Source organism: Agrobacterium sp. 22-221-1, from assembly GCF_053522445.1.
Genome location: NZ_JBNWCL010000003.1, coordinates 1 through 26,332 on the forward strand (window position 1 = coordinate 1; position 26,332 = coordinate 26,332).

At 59.7% G+C, this 26,332-nt stretch carries 21 protein-coding genes; 12 read left to right on the plus strand and 9 right to left on the minus strand.

Translation table 11 applies throughout. The features are described from left to right. Positions 1-41 precede the first annotated feature (41 nt). The 7 genes from ACQZ5N_RS05730 to ACQZ5N_RS05760 form a co-directional block, all read right to left on the minus strand. Complete coding sequence (locus tag ACQZ5N_RS05730) at positions 42-1,697, minus strand: SecDF P1 head subdomain-containing protein (protein WP_448732371.1); 1,656 nt, start codon at positions 1,695-1,697, stop codon at positions 42-44. Between the two features lie 66 nt (positions 1,698-1,763). Beyond that, positions 1,764-2,807, minus strand: coding sequence for an ABC transporter ATP-binding protein (locus ACQZ5N_RS05735; RefSeq protein ID WP_448732372.1), 1,044 nt, complete (start codon positions 2,805-2,807; stop codon positions 1,764-1,766). 15 nt (positions 2,808-2,822) lie between these two features. Continuing rightward, positions 2,823-3,665, minus strand: a complete 843-nt coding sequence (locus ACQZ5N_RS05740; RefSeq protein WP_059758010.1) for a carbohydrate ABC transporter permease — start codon at positions 3,663-3,665, stop codon at positions 2,823-2,825. After that, on the minus strand, positions 3,655-4,581 hold the full coding sequence (locus ACQZ5N_RS05745) for a carbohydrate ABC transporter permease (RefSeq protein ID WP_448732373.1): 927 nt from the start codon (positions 4,579-4,581) through the stop codon (positions 3,655-3,657). Before ACQZ5N_RS05745 ends, ACQZ5N_RS05740 begins: the two co-directional genes overlap by 11 nt. 48 nt (positions 4,582-4,629) lie before the next feature. After that, entirely contained in the window at positions 4,630-5,889 is a 1,260-nt protein-coding gene (locus ACQZ5N_RS05750; protein WP_035264965.1) for an ABC transporter substrate-binding protein, read from the minus strand. Positions 5,890-5,917: 28 nt separating this feature from the next. Next, positions 5,918-7,528 carry an FAD-dependent oxidoreductase gene (locus ACQZ5N_RS05755; RefSeq protein ID WP_448732374.1) on the minus strand — a complete coding sequence of 537 codons (1,611 nt, stop codon included), beginning with the start codon at positions 7,526-7,528 and terminating at the stop codon, positions 5,918-5,920. Position 7,529: 1 nt separating this feature from the next. Continuing rightward, the gene (locus ACQZ5N_RS05760) at positions 7,530-8,588 is read right to left on the minus strand and encodes a LacI family DNA-binding transcriptional regulator (protein WP_448732375.1); all 1,059 of its coding nucleotides are present in this window, start codon (positions 8,586-8,588) and stop codon (positions 7,530-7,532) included. 359 nt (positions 8,589-8,947) lie between these two features. Between ACQZ5N_RS05760 and ACQZ5N_RS05765 the strand changes: the two genes are divergently transcribed. The 12 genes from ACQZ5N_RS05765 to ACQZ5N_RS05820 all read left to right on the plus strand — a co-directional run bounded on the left by ACQZ5N_RS05765 (position 8,948) and on the right by ACQZ5N_RS05820 (position 24,233). After that, positions 8,948-9,859 (plus strand): HNH endonuclease, encoded by a 912-nt coding sequence (locus ACQZ5N_RS05765; protein WP_425645814.1) that lies wholly within the window; start codon positions 8,948-8,950, stop codon positions 9,857-9,859. 420 nt (positions 9,860-10,279) lie between these two features. After that, on the plus strand, positions 10,280-10,549 hold the full coding sequence (locus ACQZ5N_RS05770; protein ID WP_269831003.1) for an acyl carrier protein: 270 nt from the start codon (positions 10,280-10,282) through the stop codon (positions 10,547-10,549). Positions 10,550-10,898: 349 nt separating this feature from the next. Further along, positions 10,899-11,915: a substrate-binding domain-containing protein gene (locus ACQZ5N_RS05775; RefSeq protein ID WP_035264955.1), complete on the plus strand. Its 1,017-nt coding sequence runs from the start codon at positions 10,899-10,901 to the stop codon at positions 11,913-11,915. 70 nt (positions 11,916-11,985) lie between these two features. Then, positions 11,986-13,506 carry a sugar ABC transporter ATP-binding protein gene (locus ACQZ5N_RS05780; RefSeq protein WP_448732376.1) on the plus strand — a complete coding sequence of 507 codons (1,521 nt, stop codon included), beginning with the start codon at positions 11,986-11,988 and terminating at the stop codon, positions 13,504-13,506. Between the two features lie 12 nt (positions 13,507-13,518). Continuing rightward, a complete protein-coding gene (locus ACQZ5N_RS05785; RefSeq protein WP_127755445.1) occupies positions 13,519-14,520 on the plus strand; it encodes an ABC transporter permease in 1,002 nt (333 codons plus the stop codon). A gap of 41 nt (positions 14,521-14,561) precedes the next feature. Further along, positions 14,562-15,536, plus strand: a complete 975-nt coding sequence (locus ACQZ5N_RS05790) for a sugar-binding transcriptional regulator (protein WP_059757988.1) — start codon at positions 14,562-14,564, stop codon at positions 15,534-15,536. Continuing rightward, on the plus strand, positions 15,533-16,531 hold the full coding sequence (locus tag ACQZ5N_RS05795; protein ID WP_448732377.1) for an aldo/keto reductase: 999 nt from the start codon (positions 15,533-15,535) through the stop codon (positions 16,529-16,531). Before ACQZ5N_RS05790 ends, ACQZ5N_RS05795 begins: the two co-directional genes overlap by 4 nt. A gap of 120 nt (positions 16,532-16,651) precedes the next feature. Next, a complete protein-coding gene (locus ACQZ5N_RS05800) occupies positions 16,652-18,376 on the plus strand; it encodes an FAD-dependent oxidoreductase (RefSeq protein WP_448732378.1) in 1,725 nt (574 codons plus the stop codon). Positions 18,377-18,378: 2 nt separating this feature from the next. Further along, complete coding sequence (locus ACQZ5N_RS05805) at positions 18,379-19,221, plus strand: class I fructose-bisphosphate aldolase (protein ID WP_448732551.1); 843 nt, start codon at positions 18,379-18,381, stop codon at positions 19,219-19,221. Next, a complete protein-coding gene (locus ACQZ5N_RS05810) occupies positions 19,214-20,713 on the plus strand; it encodes an FGGY-family carbohydrate kinase (protein ID WP_448732379.1) in 1,500 nt (499 codons plus the stop codon). Before ACQZ5N_RS05805 ends, ACQZ5N_RS05810 begins: the two co-directional genes overlap by 8 nt. Positions 20,714-20,997: 284 nt before the next feature. Continuing rightward, on the plus strand, positions 20,998-23,202 hold the full coding sequence (locus ACQZ5N_RS05815) for a methyl-accepting chemotaxis protein (protein ID WP_448732380.1): 2,205 nt from the start codon (positions 20,998-21,000) through the stop codon (positions 23,200-23,202). 125 nt (positions 23,203-23,327) lie between these two features. After that, positions 23,328-24,233, plus strand: a complete 906-nt coding sequence (locus ACQZ5N_RS05820; protein WP_059757973.1) for a LysR substrate-binding domain-containing protein — start codon at positions 23,328-23,330, stop codon at positions 24,231-24,233. A gap of 63 nt (positions 24,234-24,296) precedes the next feature. Here the strand turns inward: ACQZ5N_RS05820 and ACQZ5N_RS05825 are convergent, their stop codons facing one another. Next, entirely contained in the window at positions 24,297-24,989 is a 693-nt protein-coding gene (locus ACQZ5N_RS05825) for an SDR family NAD(P)-dependent oxidoreductase (RefSeq protein ID WP_448732381.1), read from the minus strand. Between the two features lie 10 nt (positions 24,990-24,999). Further along, a complete protein-coding gene (locus ACQZ5N_RS05830; RefSeq protein ID WP_035225097.1) occupies positions 25,000-26,202 on the minus strand; it encodes a pyridoxal phosphate-dependent aminotransferase in 1,203 nt (400 codons plus the stop codon). Positions 26,203-26,332 lie beyond the last annotated feature (130 nt).

Consider the following 26,332-nt stretch of genomic DNA (forward strand, 5'->3'; position numbering starts at 1 on the left):
AAGGCCAACCCCTTGACCAAAGCCTGATCAGAAAACCATACTCAGAGGTGGCTCACTTCTCGGTGGAAAAACCGGCTCAGTTCCGCGTGGAAACCAACAGCCAACCGCACAATGATCGTGGCCTCGGAAGACGACAATTTCCGTTCGACGGCCAAAGCTTGCGCTGAATCAAGGCCACTGATGGTGACGTTGCCGCCCATGATCGGCTCTCTCACGACCGGTTCGAAGATGACGTCTCCATCAACCAGCAACTGGGTCTTCTGCCCGAGAGCCGCGCGTGTGAAATCCTCGAAGGCCTTGGCGCTTTCCGGTGTCAAGGCAATTTCCACCGCAGGTCCGGCAACGGGATCGACCGAGGTTTTCACCTTTGCGACCTTGAGCGAAATCGGTGCAATGTCCCCGCCGCTGTCGGCAGGGGTCTTGCCACCCTCATTCTGGTTGGGAGAGGAAGTGGTATCGGCGTCGGCCTTCGGGCGGTACTGGTCCATATCGATCGAAGCCTGCGTATTGTTTTTGGGTAGCGGCTCAACGCGTTGGCCAGACAGGGTCTCGGCGGTCCAGGCATGCGGCGCGGGCAGGACCGGTGGCTGATCCTCTCGCCAGATATGCACACCCACGGTGACCTTCATGCCGCCAACACTTGCGACCGTGTTTTCCAGCACTTCGATTGTCGAGCCGTCGCGTGTTGAATTCACATAGGTCACAGTCCGCGACTTGCCGGCGCTTCTGGCTTGCGCCAGTTGCGCATCGGTCAGTTGTTTCGCCCGGTCTGCGAAGCTTGCGATCATGCCATCGATCGAAGATTGCTGGGATTGCAGCAGGGCAGCCGGATCGTAGGTGACCGTCGCGCTGAATGTTGCTGTTTGCCGGGCCTTGTCGGCGGCTTCGAGTTTCCAGACGGTGCTTGTCGGAACGAGCACCCCCTTCAGTTCTTCGCTTCCCGCAACCGTCCATTCCTGCCCGATATCTGTCGTGAAAGCTTCGGAGGACTGCCCGAGCGCAAGGATCATGCTTTCCGGCGCAAGCACGTTGATAACGACAAGAGGATTACCTTTAACGGTCTGGAGCATGCGGGAGGCCGTGTTATCCGACGAGGACGTGGACAGGAGCATTTCCATATTGGCAATGATCTGATCGGCGCCGATAAGCGCCGCCGGAGCACCGCTCGGATCCGCGTCGAATTCCAGCTCCTCGACACCATAAGCGGCGAGCGAATTGCGGAACATGGCGTTCATCGCATAGGAATCCGCAGCACCCGTCGCATCCGGGGGAATGTCTGCGGAAAGTCTCCACTTCATCCGCATCCCCTCGTCGTTCCGCGACAGGACCGTTGCCGATTGACGGAAATCGCCCCGCATGACAACGGACGATGCTTCCGGCTTGTCGAACCAAAGCGACATATCGGTCTCGGTCGTCTTTTGAACCCGATAATGAAGCTCAGTCCCGACGGCAGGTTCGTAAGGTGGAACGGTCACGCTCTCCGCCGCCTGGGCCGGGCCGGATGCCATCGTTGCCTGGAATATCAGCCCGGCGGCGAGCAAGAGGGAAGGGACCAGACCGATATTACGGCGCGTTGCGTTAGTGCGAATTTGTGCCTCCCTCCGATTACGATTTTCCAACACCTGACACGTCGATTTCATACTGTCTATCCCAGGTTCAACGCCAAACGCCTCCCACATGCAGTGATTTTTAATCATTGAATCCTGTCTTGCGCTGCGATTCCGCGATCATTGCATTCAGGCGATGTCACGGCGCGCGGTCCGCTAGTTGAGCCGTTGACTGGTTCTGGCATCGAACAGGTGGATCGATGCCAGATCCGGCTGAACCTGGATGGTTGCGCCCGGCTGCGCTTGGACGCGCTCGCGGAAGACACCGATGACCTGGTGATCGCCGATCATCATCGTGACCTGCGTTTCCGACCCCATCGGCTCCACCAATAAAACGGTTGCTGTGAGGCCATGGTTGACCAGTTCGAAATGTTCCGGGCGGATGCCGTAAATCGCTTCGCCTGTGGCAGGGCCGGGCGGGAGGGGCAGGACGACGCCGTCAGCCTCGAAGCCGACGGCGGTAAGTCGTCCCTTGATGAAATTCATCGCCGGGGAACCGATGAAGCCGGCGACGAAGGGATTGGCGGGCCGGTCATAAAGCTCGAGCGGCGCCCCGCATTGCTCGACCCGTCCGGCATTCATCACCACGATCTTGTCGGCCATGGTCATGGCTTCCACCTGATCATGCGTGACATAAACGGTCGTGACCCCGAGACGCTGGTGCAACGCCTTGATTTCACCGCGCATCACCACACGCAGCTTGGCATCGAGATTGCTGAGCGGTTCGTCGAACAGAAAAACCTGAGGATTGCGGACGATTGCGCGGCCCATGGCGACACGCTGCCGTTGCCCGCCGGAAAGCTGGCGGGGGAAGCGTTCGAGCAATGGCGTCAGCCCCAATATCTCCGCTGCCCAGTTTACCCGCTCAGTGATCTCGGCCTTGCTGCCGCCGCGATGCTCGAGCGAAAATGCCATGTTTCGGGCCACGCTCATATGCGGATAAAGCGCGTAGTTCTGGAAGACCATGGCGATGTCGCGGTCTTTCGGTTCGATCTCGTTGACGACACGGCTGCTGATCGAGATATCGCCGCTGGTCACGGTTTCAAGGCCCGCGATCATCCGCAGCAGGGTGGATTTGCCGCAGCCCGAAGGGCCGACGAGGACAACGAATTCGCCATCGGCAATATCGATATCGACACCGTGGATGGTGGCGAGTGCGCCATAGCTTTTCTTGACGGATCTAAGGGTAACGGGTGCCATGGGTCAGCCTTTCGATTAGCCTTTGAGCCCGGTATGGGCGAGGCCTTCGACGAATTGTTTCTGCGCAACGATGAAGACGACGAGTACGGGGATGGCGGTCATCGTTGCGGCGGCAAGCTGGATATTCCACATCGGTCCGCCATAGGCGTCGGTAAATTGTGTCAGTGCCTGGGGCAGAGTGAACCTGTCGGGGCTGGAAAGAAAGACGATGGGTTCGAGATAGAGGTTCCAGCTGCCGAGAAATGTGAAGATCGCAACGGCGGCCAGCGCCGGACGGGCAAGCGGCAGAGCGATGGTCCAGAATATCTTCAACCGGCCGAGGCCGTCGACCCGCGCGGCCTCCTCCAGTTCCACGGGCAGGGAGATGAAGAACTGGCGCATGATGAAGGTGGCGAAGACCGCCGGCGCACCGAAGATCGGCACCAGGATCAGCGGCCAGTGCGTGTTGATCATGCCCCATTTGAGAAACATCCGGAACAGCGGAACCAGCGTCACTTCGGACGGGATCAGCAACCCCACCAGCACCACCATGAAGATGGCGTTGGCGAAGGGGAACCTGATGCGCGCAAAGGCATATCCGGCCATCGACGCCACTGCCATGGTGCCGATGGTGACGATTGCGGCGATATAGGCGGAGTTCCAGTATTGCAGCGCGAAGGGCTGTATTCTGAAAACGTCGGAATAGGACGAAAAATCGAAGGCGCGCGGCCAGATATCCGGCGGAAAGGCAAATATCTGGCTGACGGGTTTGACCGACGACGTCACCATCCACCAGGTCGGAAAGACGAAGGGGACAAGCAGCACGCAGAGTATGAAATAGATCAGCGCCTGCGCGCGTGGGCTGAGTTCAGTTTTCATAGAATACGAACTTTCTGCGCAAGTGCCATTGGATGAATGTGAGAGCGCCGACAATGACCAGCAGGATGATGGAGAGTGTCGAACCGTAACCGAAGAGGTAGAACTGGAAGGCCTGCTGATAGAGGTAATAGACAAGAACTGTCGTGGAAAAACCCGGCCCGCCCTGAGTGAGGATCATGATCTGCGCAAAGACCTGCAACGCGCCGACGATGGTGACGATGGAGGCGAGCAGGATCGTCGGGCTGATCATCGGCAGGGTAATGCGATAGAACTGCTTGAAGCGCGGTACTCCGTCGACGCGCGCGGCTTCGAACAGTTCCCGCGGCACGCCCTGCAGTGCTGCGAGAAACAGGATCATGTTGAGGCCGAGATTCTTGAGCGCCTGCACGACGATGACCGAGATCATCGCTGTCGTGGGATGGCGCAGCCAGTTGGGACCCTCGACACCGATCGTTTGCAGGAGGCCGTTGATGCCGCCATTGTTCTGCAGCAAGAAACTCCAGACGATTGTCCAGGCGACCAGCGACACCACCACCGGCGAAAAGAACAGCGTCCGGAACAGTGTCATGAAGGCGAGCTCCTGGTTCAACAGCAAGGCAAGTCCCAGCGCCAGGCTCATATTGAGCAGGGCAAGTCCGGCGGAGAACACGGCGGTCACGGCCATCACTTCGCCAATGGCCGGATCGCTGAGCAGCTTCTGGTAGTTGGCAAGGCCGGTAAACCGGAAAGATCCCGCCAGCACGTTCCACTCATGCAGCGAATACCAGAAGACCAGCACCAGCGGAACGAGCACGAAAACGACGATACCGACGAGTTGCGGCGCGATGAACAGATATCCGATCGCGGCGTCACGCCGCGCCATGGTCCAGAAACCGCGCCGGGCCTCTGTTTGCGCTGTTTGGAGGGCAAGCGTCATGGCTCTTCTTCCTTCTGCCTTTCGCATCCACTGGATGACTGCGAAGCGTCAATTGGCTGCCAGCAATGGGTCAAGACGGCTGCAAAGCGCTTGCAGGACAGCCGCGACATCGGCATCGGGTCGCCAGAGACCGTCGAGGCCAGCGCGGACAGTCTGTTGCAGCCGGGCAAAATTGAGAACCTGCTGCGTCGATTGACCGGTGGCGACGCCGCGAATGACCACGGCCTCTATCTGCTCGCGCGACAGCAATGGGTTGGCGGCCGCGAGCACATCGGCGGTGAGCAGACTTTGCCGTGCCGGCGGGAAAAAGCGCGCAAGCTTGGCTACATTAGGCTTGGAGGAGAAAAACGCCAGGAATTCCGCCGCGAGCTTGGGATTTTTGCCGCTGGCCATGACGCCAATGCCTGCGCGACCTGTAACGGCATAGTCCCCGGCAGGCCCCGTGGGCAACGGCACGAGATCCCAGTCGAAGGCCTTGTCGCCTTTCGGCAGCAGCGATGCGCGGCTGATCTGGGTGGTCGTCATCGCCGCATCCCCGGCAAAGAAATCGGCCGAAACGCCAGGTCCCGGCATGGCTTTCTTCACGAAGATCGCATCGTGGATGAAGCGCATGGCGTCAACCATCTCCGGGCTGGCAAAAGCGCAGGACTTGGTATCCTTCGACCAGGGATAGGCGTTCCAGCCGGTATAGACTTCGGCAAGATTCTCCCACGCCTTGTATTCAAAATCACGAATGATCAATCCCTGTTTGCCGGTCGTCGCGACTTTTGCCGCCGTCGCAATGGCATTGTCCCAGTTCCATTCGCCGGCAGCGATCATCTCGGCGGGCGTCTTTGCGCCTGCCGCCCGGATCATGTCGTTGTTGACGAAGACGCCGAAGGGCGATGTCGAGAATGGATAGAGATATTGTACCCCTTCATACGACCAGGCGGTGAGCGTTGCCGGGGGGAAGTCGCCCATGTCGTAACCTTCGGTATTGGCAAAGGTTTCGGTGAGGGGATAAAGCGCCCCGGCCGCCATGAAGTCGGGCGCGGTCGTGTCGAACAGCCAGGCCAGATCGGGGGGATTGCCGCCGGCGATCTGGGTGGTCAGAGTGGTGGCATAGCCTTCGTAGGCAAGCGAATCGTAGGTGATCTTGACGCCGGGATGGCTCGCCTCGAACTCATCGGCGATCTCGTTGAACAGGGCCAGATGGGCTTCGTTGGCGCTCCAGATGGCCATCCGCAATTCCTGCGACAAAGCCGGCGAAACCAGCCCGGATGTGACCAGAAAACCGGCCACTGCAATTTTCACTATACTCCTGCGCATAATAATCCTCCCAGATTATACGTATTAGCTAGTAGCCGCGAATATCAGGCCAATGGCGCTCCACCCCTTGGCGTTCAATATGGGTATGGAACTCCGCCAGCCGCTTTTTATCGGCATGCACGCCATGCGGGGTCTCGCCCTTGTCGAGACAATAGGCGGCCAGCATGCCGGCCACTTCGCCGATGTTCCATTCGACCGGATGCAGCCTGTAACAACCATTGGTGATATGCGTGGTGCCGATATTCTTGGCTGCGGCCAGCAGGTTCGTTTTATGGCGGGGAATAAGAGCACCCAACGGAATCTCGAATGGGCAGGCGCCGACATCGATATAGTTATCGCCGCCCGTCGAGGGGTGCAGGTCGATGCGGTACATGCCGATACCGATGCTGTCCGGATAATGCACCGCGCCGCGATCGCCGCGCACGGCAAGCGACAGATCCTGTTCCACCACCGTGGTCAGGGCACGAATTCGACGGCTTTCACGGATATAGGGCGCCATGGCCAGGCCATGCTCCGTGCCGGTGATGTCGCCGCGCAGGCGCAGGCCCGGAAAGCCCTGACCGCCATCCGGGCGAGGCGCCTCGGTCTGCATCCAGTAGAACATGGAATAGGACAGGCTCGCCGCGTCGGCCAGCCGCTCGGCATATTGTTCGGGGGTAACGTCGATGATCGGCGCCTCGAAATAATCGATCATCGGCCAGTTCACGAGGCAGATATCGCTGGCATAAGCGCCGGGCCGAAATGTGTGGCGGGCGGCAATGCGGCGGAATATCCACAGGCTCATATCGCCGGCGCTGTGACGCTGGTCGGCAACGTCGCGCGTTGCGTTGTCGACCGGGTTGGGATCGAAGAACCGGCGGCTGCGCTCCAGCGTCCGTGGATTGGGCGAGTCCCAACTCAACAGCGGGCCGCCCCAGAATTCGGGGGCAACCTGACGCCAGTGGTCGTACCGGGCGGGTTTGTCGATGACATGATTGCCGTCAACCTGATCGACGGCGAAGCAGATAGAGACGGCTTGCTGATTGTCCGGTTGCGCTTCGGCCGGCGCGCTCGGCTCGCCGGTTTCGGATTGAGCCTCGAAACCCGTGACATAGTCGGTTGCGGTCAGCGGCAGCAGATCGCCCAGTTCGGTGGCGTCGATAATGTAGTGGGCCGAGCAGGAAATGAGATCGCCCGTAGTGCAATGGCGCAGCGTCACGGCCCGTACGGTGTCGCCGTCGGTCTCCGCGGCGATTGGTTCATAGGGCTTGAGGATGATCAGCTTGCCGCCGGCCGCGTAAGGGGCAAGCATTGCCTCCATCACCGCCAGCGAAACGCGTGGTTCATGGCACAGGCGAGACACATTGCCGTCTCCGGGGTTGAGCGTCAGATCGGCCCGGGCGGCGTCCGTCAGCGGATAGTGGTCGCGGTAATATTGACGTACGCCCGTGCGCAGGGCGCGATAGCTGGCGGTGATGCCGAACTGCTCGACCCAGCTGTGCTCGTCGGGCGGCACGGCCTGGCTGGTCAGCTGGCCGCCAATCCATTCGAACGCTTCTGTCAGGATAACGCTGCGACCGTTGCGCAGGGCCCCAAGCGCCGCGGCCACGCCGCCAAGCCCGCCGCCAACCACAAGAATATCTGCATTGTATTCTCTCACGTCAGGTTCTCTTTCCTTGATTTGGGCTTTGATTTGGGGAGCCAAGCGTTTCGCCCCCCACGATGTCGCAGCCCAGCAGTATCTGCCGTACGGGGCCGGGGGGGCTGGTAAGGGTTTCGACCAGCATGGAGGTCGCCTGCCTGCCCATCTCTTCGCGAGGGATGGCATAGGAGGTGAAGACGCGTTGCGACCGGAGCGTATACGTGCGCGTGCCGCTGCCCAGCACCACGATGGAAAGATCGCCGGGGACGCCCACCCCCTGGGCGCGGGCCTGATTGTCGAAGACCACCGCTTCGGCCACTTCGGCAAAAAAAACGACGCTCGCTCCGCTGGCGCGAACGGCGGCCAGTTGCTCGGCCGGATCGCCATTTTCGCTTTCGTGGGAATAGACCAACTCCGCCGCGCCCTCGATTGCGGCGAGAAAACCACGCCAGCGGTCGCTGATGGATTCCGCCGGGCCCGTCGCGCCGATAAAGGCGAAGCGGCGATGGCCGGCGACAAGCGCCTCTCGGACAAGAGCATGCGTGGCTGTGACGTAATCCGCGCCAACATAACGCACCGGCCCGCCGGCGTCGTCACGACGACCGACTGCGACATAGGGATAGTCACCGGCAACCAGCTGGGCCAGCTCATCACGGTCGAACTGACTGCCCAGAATGAGGCACCCGTCTGCAAGTCGAAGCCGCCCCGTTTCCCCGAAGATACGCTTGCGCCCGTTGTCGTCGCGCGCCGCAGCCGTCATCAGCAGAAGGTCGTAGCCCAACCTCTCCGCTTCCTCCTCTATTCCCATCAGAAAAGGCGTGTAGAAATCCGCCTGCGCAATCGGGAAAGCCGGCTGATAGGTAAAAACACCCAGAATCCGGTTGGCGCCCTTGACCATGCTGCGCGCGATGGGGTCCGCCACATAACCCGTGTCCCGAATGGCCTTCAGCACTCGCTCCCGCGTTTCAGGCGGGATACGGCCTTCAGCGGATTTCGCCTCGTTGAGCACGAGCGAAACCGTCGCCTGGCTGACCCCCGCGAAGATCGCAATGTCCCGTTGCGTCAAGCGCCTAACCATCGAAACCTCGTTTCCTGCCGACTGCTAATTCGTATTAACTGCTTATGCGTATAAACAGGGTTTGCGAGAGGATGTCAAGAGTGAGGTACTCCGTGACGATGTGTTGGTTCCGGTACGGAGCATGGTGCCGCTATAGGCGGCACGCGAAATTGCAAGATGCTTGCTGAATGACTCTCGTGAGAGATGTGAGGAAAATTTTCGCTGCTTTTGGCAAACGCCGTCGGGCCTCGATCTATTGCCAAACTCTATCCCGGATACGCTCAGAAACGAGTGATGCGATCTGGAGATCACAGCTGATTTTGATTGATAATACAAAACCAGGTTGCACTTACCCGTCGCGTTGATGCTAATATTCGCACATGGGATTCGGGGTTTTCATTCATCGGTCAGATTCAATCTACGACGACAGTCCGGCGGAGCAATATCAGTTTCCGAGCCAATATCTCGGACGTGTGCAAGCCTGCGTCGGTGATTGGATCATTTATTACGAGCCGCGCAAGGTTGTAGCGACGCGTGGTTATTTTGCTGTCGCCAAAGTAGCCGAAGTCATTGCCGACCCCAAGGCTTCCGGGATGTATCTGGCTTTGATCGAGCCAGGAAGCTACCTCGACTTTGTCAATCCTGTTGCGTTCGGTGGGCAGGATGGAATTGTCGAGCGCGGGTTGCTGAATGATAAGGGCCGGATTTCCGGCCGTGCGCAGGCGGCCGTGCGCTCGATATCATCGGCAGATTTTAATCGCATCGTCTCTATTGGATTGGCGGAGCTTGAAGTGGAATTACCGCGGCTTGGTGAGCCGGAGGAAACGGGAGGCCCACTGGCGTTCGAAGACGAGCCTCAGACGCCCTTCGTCTTGGAGGAAGAGCGGGAGCGTGTCACGATGCTCTCTTCGCGTCTTGTTCGAAACCGCCTGTTTCGCCGGCTGGTTTTGCAGGCTTATGACAAGAGATGCGCAATTACAGGCCTGAAGCTTATCAATGGCGGCGGGCGGGCAGAAGTTGACGCTGCGCACATACGTCCTGTCGAGGCAAATGGTCCCGACATCATAAGCAACGGTATCGCCCTTTCAGGCACGGCTCACTGGATGTTCGACCGCGGGCTGATCGGCCTGTCCGATAGCCTCGAAATTATCGTTTCCCGCCAGGCCAATGATCCGGAAAGCATTTTTCATCTGATTAACAAGTCTGGCCGGGCAATCGTGCCAGCTCGGTCATTCGAGAGGCCTCATCCACATTTCTTGCAATGGCACCGGGAGAACTGTTTTAAGGCCTAGGGCTCGGTGCGTGCAATCTGGAGGTTACTGTCCATTGCCCGTTCGGCAGGGCTAGGTCAGATATCGTAGACCTATTTGGTTCAGACCAAAGCGGTCTGCGCTACGTGGTGCCGGACCGGCAATCCATTTCATTGTCTATGTCACCGGAGTGCGCCTGCGAGCCGGATACAATTCATGAAAGCCGGAAAAGTTCCGAGGCAGAGAGCGGTCTAAAAGCCGGTTGCGGGCAACAATAAATTACAAAATCTTCATTGCAGGTCACTCATTCCGAAGCTTAGATTTTATCGGGGGGAGAAATGAGAGAGCAATGTCGAACCTGGGTAGCCTCATATCCCTTTTTGTCTTCGCGATAGGCATTTTCGCCTTCTATCGATGGATCTCGGATGGCATCGGCAGGGAAAACAGGAAGTCGGAATCGAGATGGTGAGTTTTTCGGCCCCGACAGATACCGCAGTATCCGAGATAAGAAACCGGGTGACAAAAATCATCGGCGAGCAGCTCGGAATAGCTGATGATAAAATAGTCGATACAGCTAATTTTTCCGAAGATCTGAATGCCGATTCGCTTGAGGTTGTTCAGATCGTCATGGAGATCGAAGAGGAATTTGGTATCGAAATTCCCGATGCTGCCGCAGACAGTCTTTCCACTGTCGGTGATGCCATTCGCTTCATTCAGTTGGCAACGACCTAGCCGATCTGGAAAGGGCGCGTTCGATATGGCGATAATCCATCCCTTCATATACTTTCTTCCCGCCCTTGTCGGCGCCTATGTCCTCTATAAATTCATCCTCTATTTGCTCGGCGCCGATTAGGCGCCGGTCATCGCTTCCGTGCCTTGCGGCCCCGGTTTGCGTCGAAGCTCCCCTACGAGAAGCCGTATTCTCCATCCTACCGCATGAATTGAAATAAATTTCACATCATAAAATAAAATTCAAGCAGCATTGACGGCCGCTCGGTTTCCGGCTATCCCAATTCGTATGCAATAAATTACATCGAATAAAATTTATTGCGGACTAAGTCATTGTCCTTGGGAGGGGAATATGTTGGCTTTTCTGAAATCGACCGCTGCCGCGGGTGTTTTAGCCGTGGCGATTGCCGCTGGTGCCGGTTCGCAGGCCACCGCTGCTGCGGGCAAATTTGCCTGCGAGCCGGGTGAGACCTATGTGATGAACGTCATGGTTTCCAGCCACCCCTATTGGGTGCCGGTCTTCGAGGGGTTCAAGCAGGCCGCAAAGGCGCTCGGCTGCGAGGCCGTTTTCACCGGCACCCCGGAATATGACATCACCAAGCAGATCGCATCTTTCGAGCAGGAACTGGTGAAGAAGCCGAAGGGCATCCTGCTGCACCCGATGCAGGCCGATCCCTTTATCGAACCGATCAACAAGGCGATCGGTTCCGGCGTTTCGGTGACGACTTTTGCGGCGGATTCTCCGAAGTCGAAGCGCACCGCCTATATCACCTCGGACAATGTTGCCGAGGCGAAATTCGCGGCCGATGAAATCGTCAAGAAACTCGGCGAAAAAGGTGAATATGCCGTTCTGGAAAATCCGGGGCAGAGCAATCACGATCTGCGCGTCACGGCCCTCATCGACTATATGGGGCGCACCTATCCGCAGATGAAGCTGGTCGGCCGCCAGGCGACCAATCAGGATTCGAACCTTGCCTACCAGGCCGTCGGCGCATTGTTGCAGGCCAATCCCAATCTGGGTGCCCTGTGGATTCCCGAAGCCGGTTCGGCCGAAGGCGCGACGGCTGCCGTTCTTGAGGCGAAGAAGAAGGTCCTGATCCTGCATGCGGATATCACCCCGGCCACGCTGGAGCACATCAAGCAGGGCAATATCTACATGTCCATCAATCCCAATCAGGGCGTTCAGGGCTTCATGGGTTTCATGAACACGTTTCTGGGCGCCCATTCGGACCTGATCGATCCGTTCAACGACTATAAGGTTTCCGGCTTCAACCCGATGCAGGTTCCTTCGATGGACAATGGTTTCGCTGTCATCACCAAGGCGAACGCCGCTTCCTTCGATCTCAACGACTATATGAAGGGGCGCTGACGCGTCGCTCGGGACCCGGCGAGGTTTGCGCCTCGCCGGCCACAAGGGGAAGCAGGTTCGGGAGGGCGTTATGGGTGAGGTCATCCTCAGCATGACGAATATTCACAAGGCGTTCGGCCCCGTGCGGGCGCTGCGCAATGCGGCACTAGAGCTGCGGCGCGGCGAAATCCATGCGCTGGCGGGTGAAAACGGCGCCGGCAAGTCGACGCTGATGCATATCATCGACGGCATTCTGCAGCCGGATGGCGGGGAAATCGTGCTGGATGGCAAACCGGTCAAGATTTCCTCGCCCAATGCGGCGAACCGGCTCGGCATCGGTTTCGTGCATCAGGAGATCGCGCTCTGCCCGGAGATTTCGGTCGCCGAGAACATGTTTATGTCGCAGACGGGCCAAAGCCGCTCCTGGTTCATGAACTATCGCGATCTCGAAAAGCGGGCGGCAATTGTGCTGCGGGAAATCGGTGATATCGATCCCGCCCGCCGGGCCGGAGACCTGTCGATTTCGCAACAGCAGATCGTCGAAATCGCCAAGGCGCTGACACTCGATTGCCGTATCCTGATCCTCGACGAGCCGACGGCGGCTTTGACCGAGACCGAAGCCCAGACCCTTTTCAGGATCATGCACCGGCTGGCGGAACGGGGCATTGCCATCATCTATATATCGCATCGTATGGCGGAGATTTTCGAACATTGCGACCGCATCACGGTCATGCGCGACGGCTGTCATATCAGGACGGAGAATATTGCCGATATTTCCCCCGAGGAAGTCGTCAACAGCATGGTGGGACGGGTTCTCGACAAGCTCTACCCGCCAAAGCTTTCGGAGGATGAAAAATCGGATGACGTCATTCTCTCTGTTCGGGGCCTCAATGAAGGAAAGCGGGTTTTCGATGTCGATTTCGATCTGCGCCGCGGCGAAATCCTGGGGCTTGCCGGGCTGATCGGTGCGGGAAGAAGCGAGATCGCCCGGGCCGTTTGTCGACTAGAGGGGAAGCCGAGAGGCGAGGTTACGCTGCGCGGCCGGCCGCTGAGGCTCAAGGATTATCGCGACAGCATCCGCGAGGGGCTGGTCTATCTGTCCGAGGATCGCAAGGGGGACGGGCTTTTCCTCAATATGTCCATCGCCTCGAATGTCTCCGCGCTCGATATCGGCAGGGTATCGAACGGCATGGGCTTCATCGAACGGCGCAAGGAAATGAAGCGCGCCGATGAGCTGGGACGCCGGCTGAAATTGCGGGCGAACAGCATCGGCGATGCGGTATCGACCCTGAGCGGCGGCAACCAGCAGAAGGTGGCGCTGGCGAAGATGCTGTCGGTGGAGCCGGAGGTCATCTTTCTGGATGAGCCGACACGCGGGGTGGATGTGGGGGCGAAGGCGGAAATCCACCGCCAGATCCGGGAACTGGCGCGCGAGGGGGTCGGTGTGGTCGTCATATCCTCGGAACTGCCGGAACTCATCGGCGTCAGCGACCGCGTGCTGGTTGTGCGCGAGGGGCGCATCGCGGGTGAGGTCGAGGGCGACGACATGACGGAGGAAAAGATCATGCAGCTCGCATCGATCAATATTGTGCATAGCCCGGAAAGGGCCTGAGGGAGCGGGAAAATGGCAACATCGGAAACACCTTCAAGCCTTGCTGAGACGGCGGTTCGCCGCACCGCCTGGTGGGAGCCGGCGCTCAAGGCGCGGGAAACCGGGCTGATCGTCATCATCCTCGCGCTTTTTGCGGTAATGTCCTTCATATCCCCGTATTTCCTGACCGTGGACAATCTGCGGGCCATGGCCATGGTCTTCGCCATCGAAAGCATCGTCGTGGTGGGCATGACGATCCTGCTGATCTCCGGCGGTATTGACCTTTCGGTCGGCTCCGTCACCGCACTTGCGATGGTGGCGGCTGGCTGGCTCTTCCTTAATGGCGTCGACCCATGGGTGGCGGCGGGGCTGGCGATCTGCCTTACGACCTTGATCGGCATGGCCATGGGATTCCTGACGACGGTGATCGGTCTGCATCATTTCATCGTGTCGCTGGGCGTCATGGTGATTGCGCGCGGTGTGTGCCTGCTGGCGACGGGCGGGCGGCCGCTCGGCCTCTATTCCCTGCCGCCGGAATTCAAGTTCATCGGTCAGGGCGCGCTTGGCGGCATTCCGCTGGTGCTGATCATCTTCGCGGTGGTGGTTGTTGCTTTCGATCTGCTGCTGCGGCGCACGACCGCCTTCCGCAAGGTGTTCTATACCGGCAGCAATCCGAAGGCCGCGGCATATTCCGGTATCCGCGTCGGCCGGGTGGTGTTTGCCACCACCACGCTTTGTTCGATGTTGTGCGGTGTTGCAGGTGTTATCTATATGGCTCGCTTCGGTTCTGCCCAGCCCAGCTTCGGCGTCGGCATGGAACTTAACGTGATTGCGGCGGCGGTCATCGGCGGCGCGAGCCTTTCGGGCGGCTCGGGCACCATTCTCGGCGCGATCCTTGGGGCGATCCTTCTTTCGGTGGTTTCCAGTTCGCTTGCCTTGCTCAATGTGTCTGTCTACTGGCAGGACATCATCAGGGGCAGCATATTGCTGACTGCGGTCCTGTTCGACCACTATCTGGTCAGGCGCCGCCGTTGAGCGCCCTTCGCTCGCCCGAGGGTAACTGGAGAAAGACGACCATGCTGGATATCAAGGACGATTTCGATCAACAGAGGCAGATGTATTCCGTCCTGGTGCTGCATTTCATCGAGGGTGTGAAGCAGTCGGAAATCGCCGAGCGGCTCAATCTTTCCCATACCAAGGTGAACCGCATGATTGCGGCCGGCCGCAAGGCGGGCATGGTGAAGATCACCATCGCCAGTCCTTATCAGAGGCTGGTGGACCTCGAAAACGAGATCACCCGCCGTTTCGGCCTCAGGCAGTCGGTGGTAACGCCGACGGTCTCCGACAATCCGGAAACCGCCTTGCAGATGGTGGGTCGGGTGGCCGCCAACCACTTGCTGGAGACCATTCGTGACGGTGACGTGATTGCGATTACCGGCGGGAAGGCGGTGAGTGCCGTTGTCGACAATCTGGAGGCGGAGCGTCGTTTCGATGTGCGGGTGGTGCCGCTGACCGGCGGCGTGCAGGGCAAGCACTATACGGATGTCAATCATCTCGCCACGCAACTGGCGGAGAAACTCGGCGGCAGCGCATCGCTCGTTCATGCGCCGCTGTTTGCCGAGGATGAGGAACAGCGCGATCTGCTGATGAATGTCGCATCGATCCGCGAGGTCTTCGATCTGGCCCGGCAGGCGCAGGTGGCGCTGGTCGGCATCGGCTCCGTGGAGGCTCCGGGCTCCGGCTATTACGATCTTCTGCCGGATGCGGCCCGTGGCGGGCAGGCGCTGGTGGATGCGGGCATTGCCGGCGAGTTTCTCGCCCATCTCACCATGGCAGACGGACAGCTGGCGCGCATCGATCTCAACTCGCGCGTGGTGGCGCTGGACCCCGGGCAGCTTGCCCGGTGCCCGAATATCATCGGTGTGGCGGCAGGCGCCATCAAGGCCGGACCGGTGGCGGCCACGCTTGCCGGCCGCTATCTGACCTCGCTCGTCGTGGACGAAGCGATAGCCGGCTATTTACTGGATCATGAAGGAGGGGAAACCGCGTGACGGACAATGCAATATTGACCCGGACGATCGGCAGAAGCGGCATCGGCGCATCCGCCGTGGGGCTCGGCACCTGGGCCATCGGCGGCTGGATGTGGGGCGGCACCGACGAGCGGCAATCCATCGCCGCCATCCAGGCCTCCATCGATGCGGGTATTTCACTCATCGATACGGCACCGGCCTATGGCATGGGGCTTGCGGAAACCATCGTCGGCAAGGCAATTGCCGGCAGGCGCGAGAAGGTGGTGCTGGTCACCAAATGCGGGCTCGTCTGGCATGTGAATGAGGGTGCTTATTTCTTCCATCAGGATGGCAAGCCCGTTTACCGTTATCTCGGTGCCGCTTCCATCCGGCACGAGGTCGAAGAGAGCCTGAAACGGCTCGGAACCGACTATATCGATCATTACGTGACCCATTGGCAGGACGCCACGACGCCGATTGCCGAAACGGTCGGGGCTTTGGTGCGGCTGAAAGAGGAGGGGAAGATCCGCTCCATCGGGGCAAGCAACGTCTCGCCCGGCGATCTCGAAGCCTATATCGCCACCGGCGCGCTGGATGCCATTCAGGAAGAATATTCCATGGTGAAGCGCGATATCGAGACGACGCTGCTGCCGCTTTGCCGAAAGAACGATGTCTCGGTTCTCAGCTATTCGTCGCTGGCGCTCGGTCTCCTCTCGGGCAAGGTCGGGCCTGAACGGGTCTTTGCGGACGACGACCAGCGCCACGGCAACCCGCGCTTCAGCCAGGCGAACCGTCAGAAGATTGCTCGGCTGATGGGCGTGCTGGAACCGGTGGCGGTCGCCCACGGGGCTTCGGTCGCACAGGTGGTGATCGCCTGGACGATTGCCCAACCGGGCATAACATTCTCGCTGTGCGGCGCGCGCGATCCGGCTCAGGCGGTCGAAAACGCTGCCGCGGCGCGTCTTCGCCTTACGGAGAGTGAGCTGGCGCTCATCAGCGCCGGTGTCGCGGAGCATCTTGTGGGGCTCGATACCTGATTATGTAGGCTGAGACGGGATTTCAGGCGAACAGCGCATCATTTTCGTCCCGTCTCTCACGTCGCTTTAAACGGTCAACAACATTGGGACGCTGGTCATCAGCCGGCGAACGGTATTTCTATGCCCAATTTTCGCGAGGACGCTCTGCGCCGCATCCGGCTCGATGGTGATTTCGATGCCGTCGTTATCGGCGGCGGCATCAACGGAATTGCCGCCTATCGCGATCTCGCCTTGCAGGGGCTGCGGGTGCTGCTGGTGGAGCGCAACGATTTCTCCTCCGGTTGCAGCGCCGCACCGTCGCGCATGATCCACGGCGGCCTGCGTTATCTCGAAAACGGTGAATTCGGCCTCGTGGCAGAGTCTTTGCGGGAGCGGGATGCGCTTCTGAGGCTCGCGCCGCATATGGTTCATCCGCTGCCGACCACGATCCCGATTTTTTCGACTTTCAGCGGCCTGTTCAACGCGGCGGCAACCTTTGCCGGTTCCGGCGGAAAACCCGCAAGCCGGGGCGCTCTCGCCATCAAGGCGGGTCTGATGCTCTATGATTTCGTCACCCGCAAAAACCGTATCCTGCCCCGTCATGCGTTTCGCGGTGCGTCTGGGACTTTGCAGCGTTGGCCGGATTTGACGCCCGAGATCAGATATTCGGCCACCTATTACGATGCGTGGATCAGCCAGCCCGAGCGGCTTGCGCTGGAGCTTCTGATCGACACCCGTGCCGATGCGCCGCAAAGCATTGCGCTCAACTATTCGGAGCTTGTCCGTATTGGCGACGAGTATCGTCTTCGACTGGAGGGCGTGGATGAAGCCCTGCCCGTCCGCCCAAGGATCGTCGTCAATGCAACCGGCGCATGGATCGACGAGACGATTGGCACGCTGACCGCCGGGCCAATGGCGGAGAAAGCAAAACCGACTGTCTCCGGAACCAAGGGATCGCATCTGATTATCGCTAACGAGGCGCTTTTGAAGGCCCTGAACGGCCATATGATCTTCTTCGAGAATGACGATAATCGCGTCTGTATCCTCTTTCCCTATCTCGGCCGGGTTCTCGCGGGTTCAACCGATATCAAGGTGGATCGCCCCGAGCGGGTGCGCTGCGAGCCCGAGGAACGGGATTATATTCTGGATGCGATCCGGCAGGTCTTTCCGCAGATTGCCATCGCCCATTCCGACATCGTTTTCAGTTTCAGCGGCATACGTCCGCTGCCGCGCAGCGATGCCGCCTTTACCGGAAGAATTTCCCGCAGCCATTTCATCCACCGCGTTGCGGGCGATCCGCCGCAGCTCTGCATGATCGGCGGCAAGTGGACCACTTTCAGGGCTTTTGGCGAACAGGTGACCGACGAGGTTCTGGCCTTTCTTGGACGCCGGCGGCTGACCGGCACCATGGACCGCCCGATCGGCGGCGGCAGGCATTTTCCCACCGGTGCCAGCACCCTGCCCGCCTTGCTGGCGGAGGAGTTTTCGATTGCCGGAGACCGGGCGGAGCATCTGGCCCTGGCTTACGGCTCCCGTGCCTTCGATCTGATGGGCTTTTGCCGGGATCGTGCGGATGATGTGCGGCTTTCAGAAAAATCGCCGATCACGGCCGCGGAGGTGGTCTGGCTGATCCGATTCGAACACGTGCGCCACCTGACTGATCTCGCCCTGCGGCGCACGACGCTCGCCATCACCGGCGTCATCGATGCCGATCTGATCGACGCTATCCTCGCCGTTGCGGCCCGCGAGCTGGGCTGGCCGGCCACCCAGGCGGCGGCGGAACGGCAGCGGCTTATCCATGAGCTGGAGACTTTTTATGGGGTCACGCCGGCAATGCTTCAACACAGATGCAAGGAGAATGCATGATGATGCGGATTTCGAAAAAGGCGCGCATGAACCGGCTGTTCCGCAATGGCGGTTGCCTGGATGTGGCCATCGATCACGGGGTTTGCAACGAGCCGAGCTTCCTCATCGGGCTGGAGGATATGGCGCAGACCGTGAACAGGCTGGTCGAGGCCGGTCCCGATGCCATACAGATGGCCTATGGGCAGGCGGATCTGCTGCAGCAGAGGCCGGAGCGCGACAAGCCGGCCCTCGTCATGCGTATCGACATGGGTAACCCTTACAATTCCACGCGCCACAGAACCATGTGGTCGCAGCTCCAGAACTATCAGGACCCGATCATCGGTGCGCTGGAAATGGACGCCGCCTGCGTCGTCGTGAACCTGTTCATGCTGCCGGATGAGCCGGAGCTGTTTCGTCAATGTGTGGAAAACATCAGCCGTGTGCGGGCAGATTGCCATCGTTTCGGTATGCCGCTGATGATCGAGCCGTTGGTGATGCTGCCCAATGATGTGCGCGGTGGTTATCAGGTGGATGGCGATGCCGAAAAGATCGTCACGCTGGTGCGTCTTGCCTCGGAAATGGGAGCCGATATCATCAAGGCCGATCCGACCAGCGATCCGCGCGATTTTCACAAGGTGATCGAAGCCGCGCGGTGCCCGGTGCTGGTGCGGGGCGGGGGGCGTGAGGACTTGCGTAACGTGCTTACGAAATCGGCGGCTCTGGTGGCCGAAGGTGCGAACGGGATGGTCTACGGGCGCAATATCTACCAGCACGACAATCCCAAGGCCGTCGTTGCGGCGTTGATGGCCATCATCCATCAGGGTGCGGGTGGTGAGGAAGCATGGGATATCTATAATCGTGGCTGACAAAAATCACATATTGGGTCTCGATGTCGGCAACACGGTCATCAAGGCCGTGCTGTTCGACACGGAAGGCCGGCAGGTTGCGCAACACGCCATCGACGGACAGTCGACATTCCCCCAGCCCGGCTATGTCGAGCGCGATCTCGAGGAATTGTGGCGGAACGGCTGCGAGGCGATCCGCCAGCTTCTGGTGAAATCGTCCGTCGATCCCCGCAGCATCCTGGCAGTGGGCTGCGCCGGCCACGGCAATGGTCTTTATCTTCTGGACAAGGACCGGCAGCCTCTGATTGGCATTCAGTCGCTCGACAGCCGTGCTGCCGATGTGGCGGCCGAGCTTGACCGGAAAAGCGGAGCGCAATTGCAGGCCCGTTGCCTGCAACGGCCATGGCCCGCGCAGACACCCAGCCTACTGGCTTGGGTGAAGCGACATGCCTCCGATCTCTATGCCCGGACCGGTACGGTCCTGTTCTGCAAGGATTTCGTCAATTTCCGCCTGACGGGGTGCCTTGCCAATGATATTTCCGATCTCAGCGGCGCGGGGCTGCTTGCCTTGCCGGAAGCGCGGCTCGACCGTGAGCTTCTGTCGCTTTACGATCTTGAGGACGCGTTCGCGTTCTTCCCCCGTCGCGTGGAATCGGCTGACATCGTCGGCCATGTGACGGGCGAGGCTGCGGCTATGACGGGACTGTCCGAAGGCACACCCGTGATCGGCGGTTTCTTCGATGTGGTCTCCAGCGCCATGGGGTCGGGGGTCATCAATGCCGGGGAAGCTTCCATCATCGCCGGCACCTGGAGCATCAATCAGGTTTTCGCGGACAAACCGGTCATCAGTCCCGATGTCTTCATGGTCACCACCTTCGGCCGTGACCGCTATGTCAATATCGAATCCAGCGCCACCTCCGCCGCCAACCTCGAATGGTACGTGCACCGTGTTCGCGGCGACCATGGCGACCACGCCTTCGAGCGCTGCAACGAATTGGTCGGCTCGGTCACACCCCGCGCCGACGATCCGTTCTTCCATCCGTTCATTTTCGGCTCGCGACTGGGTGCGGAATTTCGCGGCGGCTTTTATGGTCTCGCGGGATGGCACGGCGAAGGTCACATGTTGCGGGCCCTGTTCGAAGGGGTGTGTTTCGAACATCGCCGCCATATCGGCGTCCTGCGTGAAGCGGGACTGCCGGTGGAAAGCGCCGTGATGTCCGGCGGCGGTTCCCGCAGCCAGCATTGGCCGCAGATCATGGCGGATGTTCTGGAAATTCCTCTGCGTGTCGCGGAAGCCCGCGAGACGGGCGCGCTCGGTGCGGCCATTGGCGCGGCCGTGGCGATTGGGCTTTATCCTGATTATGAGGAGGCGGTTGCGGCGATGACACGGGTTGCGAATGCTTACCGGCCCGATGCTGCGCAAGTCTCGCACTATGGGCGGCGCTACGGTCTCTATGCAGAATTGACCGCACAGTTGCGTGGCTTCTGGAGCGCTTTGCGGTTACCGCAATAGTCTCCGGTTTCTGCAGGGCGCAATCGCGCGCCCGCATCAATCAGAGCCCCTGCGCAGAGAGAAAGTATCTGTGCAGGGGGTGAGGATATCGCGCAATAGTTTGTATATACTTTAATATTGCAACTTTATAAAGTATTGATGTTTGTTTATGGCGCTTGAAAAATAGAATTGAAAGTAAATTTTAAACATAACTTCTTAAGCTCACCATCCAGCCCGGTCGCCAACAGTTGCGCACGCACCCGTAACTCTCGCCACCGTCGCAGCATAGTTTTGGGGGATGGGACATGCTTTTTAAATCGACAACGGGTCGGAATATTTTTGCGGTTGCCGCATGCGGCGTCTTTGCGACGATCGCGGCCTCGGCCATGCTGTTTTATCGGTCCATTGAGGATACCAGGGCCAACAATCTCGAGCGTATGCGGCAGATCGCCCATAGCGAAGCCCTGGCGACCGAAAAGAATATCGGCGGCACGATCCATATCGTCAACAGCCTCGCCTCGGTTCTGGAATCGATGAAACAGTCAGGCGATGCCGACCGGGGTAAGGCCGATCAGATCATTCACCACATGCTGGCAAACAACCCCGATGTGCTCGGTCTCTGGACCGGATGGGAGCCAAACGCGTTTGACGGCAAGGATGCGGATTTCGCCAACAGGGAAGGGCATGACGCGACCGGCCGGTACATACCCTATTGGGTACGCAGCGGCGGCAAAATAGGCAATACCGCTTTGACGGACTATGCCACCGCAGGTCCGGGCGATTATTATCAATTGCCCTTCACCCTGAAGAAAACGGTCGTCGTCGAGCCCTATTCCTATGCAATCGACGGCAAGGAAGTCCTGATTACCTCGATTGCCAAGCCGGTTATGGTCGATGGCAAACCTCAGGGGGTCGCCGGCCTCGACCTGTCGCTCGATGAAACAAGCAAGGCGCTTTCGGCGGTGCGGCCCATGGGAACGGGTTTCGTCAGTCTCGTCAGCGGCAGCGGCAAGATCATCAGTCATCCGGATGCGGCGATCATGGGAAAAAGCCTCGCGGACGGCGGCGCGCAGACCGCTGGCTGGGATCAGCTGATTGCAAATCCCGGTGCGGAGCGCGAGATCACCGCACAGGATGGAACGGCGTCCTTCGCCATCGCCTTGCCCGTCATGCTTACCCAGGACATGAAATGGTACGCAATCATCTCGGTGCCGGAAGAAACGGTGTTTGCACAGCTGCATGCCATGATGCGTGACGCCGCTTTGACCATCGTGACGGCCACCGTGCTGCTGGCACTGGCGGGATGGTTCATCGCGCGGCGGTTCATCGGGCGCATCGCAAACATCATCGATGAGACCGCCCAGATTGCACAGGGAAATCTTCATCTGACATTGAAGGATATCGAGACAAGGGACGAAATCGGCGATCTTGCCCGCTCTCTCGATGTTCTGCGCGAAAACAATCGGCAGAAGGCCTCGCTGGAACAGGAGGCCGAGACCAACCGCACGCTTGGCGAAGAAGAGCGTGCGGCCCGGGAACGCAGGGCCGCCGATGAGGCGGGCAGCATCCGCTTTGCCGTCGACAGCCTGGCCTATGCGCTGGCGAAGCTCGCTGACGGCGACCTAGCCTGCCGTATCGACAATCCCTTTGTCGAGCAGCTCGACGCGGTGCGTGGCGATTTCAACGGTTCGGCCGGGAAATTGCAGGACGCGCTTCTGCGGGTATCGGAAAACGCCTCCGGCATCGACGCCGGCGCCAATGAAATCAAGGCGGCGTCCGATGATCTGGCGCGGCGAACGGAGCAGCAGGCGGCGGCCGTTGAAGAAACCGCTGCCGCCCTTGAAGAGATTACGACAACGGTAAAAGACGCCGCGAACCGTGCGCATGAGGCGGGCCGGCTGGTTTCCCGCACGCGCATCGGCGCGGAACGGTCGGGTGAAGTCGTGCGTCAGGCCGTGATGGCGATGGAGCGGATCGAAAAATCGTCGAACGAAATTTCCAGCATCATCGGCGTGATCGATGAGATTGCCTTCCAGACGAATTTGCTGGCGCTGAATGCCGGGGTGGAAGCGGCGCGTGCCGGTGAGGCGGGCAAGGGTTTTGCCGTGGTGGCGCAGGAAGTGCGCGAGCTTGCCCAACGCTCCGCCGCCGCGGCGAAAGAAATCAAGTCGCTGATCACCAAGTCGAACCAGCAGGTCGAAGAGGGCGTGCATCTTGTCGGCGATACCGGCAAGGCGCTCGATGTCATCGTTGCCGAAGTGCAGGAGATCAACCAGCACGTCGCCGCGATCGTGGAATCCGCGCAAGAACAGTCATCCGGCCTCCAGCAGATCAACGTCGCTGTTAACCAGATGGATCAGGACACACAGAAAAATGCCGCGATGGTCGAGGAGATGACCGCCGCAAGCCACACGCTGGCAGCGGAGGTCGATGCACTGAACCGGCTGCTCGGCCAGTTCGAACTCGGTCAGGGAACAGGTGTCCATCGTGGGTCTCTGAAGGCGGCCTGACTGGACGCCCTGAGCGGCCGTGTCCATCAGCGCCGATGGGCACGGCGGGGAAATGGAAGATGGACTTTGTCTGCAAATTGAGCATCTTATTTCCTGCAAGCAAGTAATGGGATGATCAACAGCAGATGGATATCAGGCGCCTGAAATCGTTTATCACGATTGTCGACATGGGTAGCATAACCAGAGCGGCCGATGTGCTGCATATTGCCCAGCCGGCGCTCAGCCAGCAGCTGGCGAGTATCGAGGAGCATTTCCGCCAGAAACTTTTGACCCGAAGCCAGCAGGGCGTGGTCATGACCGATGCCGGCAAGGTCGTCTACAGACATGCGCAGGTCATTTTGCGGCAGATGGAGCAGGCGCAGGCGGAGGCGCTGGAAGCGGGCGCTGTGCTTTCCGGCAAGGTATCCGTGGGCCTTGCGCCCTTCAGCAGCGCCGCCACGCTTTCGCTGCGTCTGATGGAGGAAACCAAGCGGCTTCATCCCGGCATTCTGCTGCACATCACGGAAAGCGTCAGCCAGCCCTATAGCCAGATGATCATGAACGGCCGTCTGGAAATGGGTTTGATCCACGGCGTCGGGCCGATCCGGGGTGTCAAGTTCACGCCGCTGTTGCGTGAGGAATTCGTTCTGGTCGTACATCGCAGCTTCGGCGTGGAACCGGGCGATGCGCCGATTACGGTCGCCGATCTGGCGTTTTTGCCCTTCCTTCTGCCGCCGACCTATAATTTCGTGCGCCGCGCCATCAATCTTGCCTTCACCCGCAGCCGCAAGGATCTGATCGTGATGGCGGAGCTGGAATCGGTAAGGACCATCGCGCGCGGCGTGGATGCAGGGCTTGGCGCGACCATAACGCCCAAGGCCATCGCTGACCGTATCGTGGCGGAATCCAATGAGGACATCGTCGTCAGGCAGATCGCCAGCCCGATGATTGAGGAAACGCTGTCCTTCTGCGTATCGGACAATACGCCGCTCTCCGAGCCCGCGCTTGCAGTGAAGGAAATATTGCTGCAACTGGCGGAGACCCTGAAATAAGAGGGTCAGACCGGTTTTAAGGCCACGCGCAGTATCGTTTGTCGGTGCCGCGCGTGGAAAAGATCAAAGCATTGATTCCTTGCGGCAGTTCACCAGCAATTCGGCCACCGAAAGGTTGTTTGGCAGGCGAAGCAGGGTTTCCACCATTTCGGCGAGATCTTCCGGCTGGGTCATGTCCTCGCGGCTGACTTCCGTTTCGCCAACGGTCATATCGGTTGCGATATAGCCGGGGCAGAGGGCGGTGGCGCGCACGCCGCTGTCCCATAATTCCTGCCGGATACCATGGGTGAGGGCGACGACGGCGAATTTCGTCATCGCATAACCCACATTCGACCCCACGCGGCGTCCCGCAAGCGAAGCGACATTGATGACCCTGCCCTGTCCGGTTTTTACGAGATGGGGAATGGCGGCGCGCGTTACCCTCAACGGACCCTTGACGTTGATGCGCCACATCTGGTCGAGGCTTTCTTCACCCGCATCCATGACCCGGACTTTGGGGTTGATGCCGGCGCAATTCACCAGCCCGTCGATCCGGCCATATCTGGCGACAACGGCTTCAACCCAGGCCTCCGCCGAGCCAGCCTCTTCCGCATCGTAGCGATCGGCCGAAAGCCGGTCCTTCACCGCCACGGCGGCCGGATTTCGTGCTCCCGCCGCGACGGTGAAACCGGCGTCGTGAAGCCTTTTGGCGATCGCAAGGCCAAGGCCCCGCGATGCGCCGGAAACCATGATGACACGGCCACTTCCTCCCAACATGCTGTTCTCCCTATTTCATTCCATTGCAGAATTCGGCGATGCGGGCGCAGCCTTCGGCAAGGTTTTCCATGCTGGTGGCATAAGAAAGCCGGAAGAAGGGGCTCAGGCCATAGGCCGCGCCCTGCACTGTCGCAACATGATGTTCGGCGAGAAGCGCCATAACGAAATCGGTATCGTTTTCGATTTTCGTGCCGCCCTTCGTCGTCTTGCCGATCAGCGCGGCAATGTTCGGGAAGATATAGAAGGCACCTTCCGGCTTGTGGCAACGGAGCCCCTCGATTTCCGAAAGCTTGCCGAGCACGAAGTCGCGGCGCGTCTTGTAGATATCGGCGCGCTCCTTCAGCAGATCCTGCGGGCCGTCGAGAACCGCGACGGCGGCAGCCTGCACGATGGTCGCGACACCGCCGCTGTTCTGGGTATTGACGTTGCTGATGGCCTTGATGAGATCTTTCGGGCCGCCGCAGAAGCCGAGACGCCAGCCGGTCATGGCATAGGCCTTCGATGCGCCGTTGACGGTCAGGACCCGATCGTAGAGGCGCGGCTCGACTTCGGCGATGGTGCAGAATTCGAAGTCGTCATAGATCAAGTGCTCATACATGTCGTCGGTCATGATCCAGACATGCGGATGCCGCAGCATGACCTCGGCGATTTCCTTCATTTCCGCGCGCGAGCAGGCGGCGCCCGTGGGGTTGTTGGGGAAGTTGAAAAGCAGCCACTTGGTTTTCGGAGTGATGGCGGCTTCGAGATCTTCGGCGCGGAGACGGAAACCGTTATTCTCCGGGCAAACCACCGGCACCGGCACGGCGCCCGCGAACTTCACGATATCGGCATAGCTGATCCACGACGGCGCGGGAATGACGACTTCATCGCCCGGGTCGCAGGTGGCCATGATGGCGTTGAAGATGATCTGCTTGCCGCCGCCCGCCACCAGAATCTGGCTCGGATCGTAATCGAGATTATTGTCGCGCTTGAACTTCCGCTGGATTGCGGCCCGTAGCGCCGGGGTTCCGTCGGCTGGCGGATATTTCGTGTCGCCGGCAAGGGCCGCCGCATGCGCCGCCTCGACCGCGTGGGCAGGCGTCGGGAAATCCGGTTCGCCGGAAGACAGGCTGATGACCTTGATGCCCTGAGCGGCGAGATCGCGGGCTTTCTGGGTCATGGCGAGCGAAGCTGACACGGTGACGTTGTTAAGGCGTTGGGCGATGGTGGGCATGGATTATTTCCGATTGTAACGGTGAAGGCAGGCATCGTCGCGACGCCAGTGCATGACAAAGAGGTTACGGGAATTTTCCGCCGTTTCCCCAATACGACTTCGATGTGAGGTCATACGGGATTTTGATGCA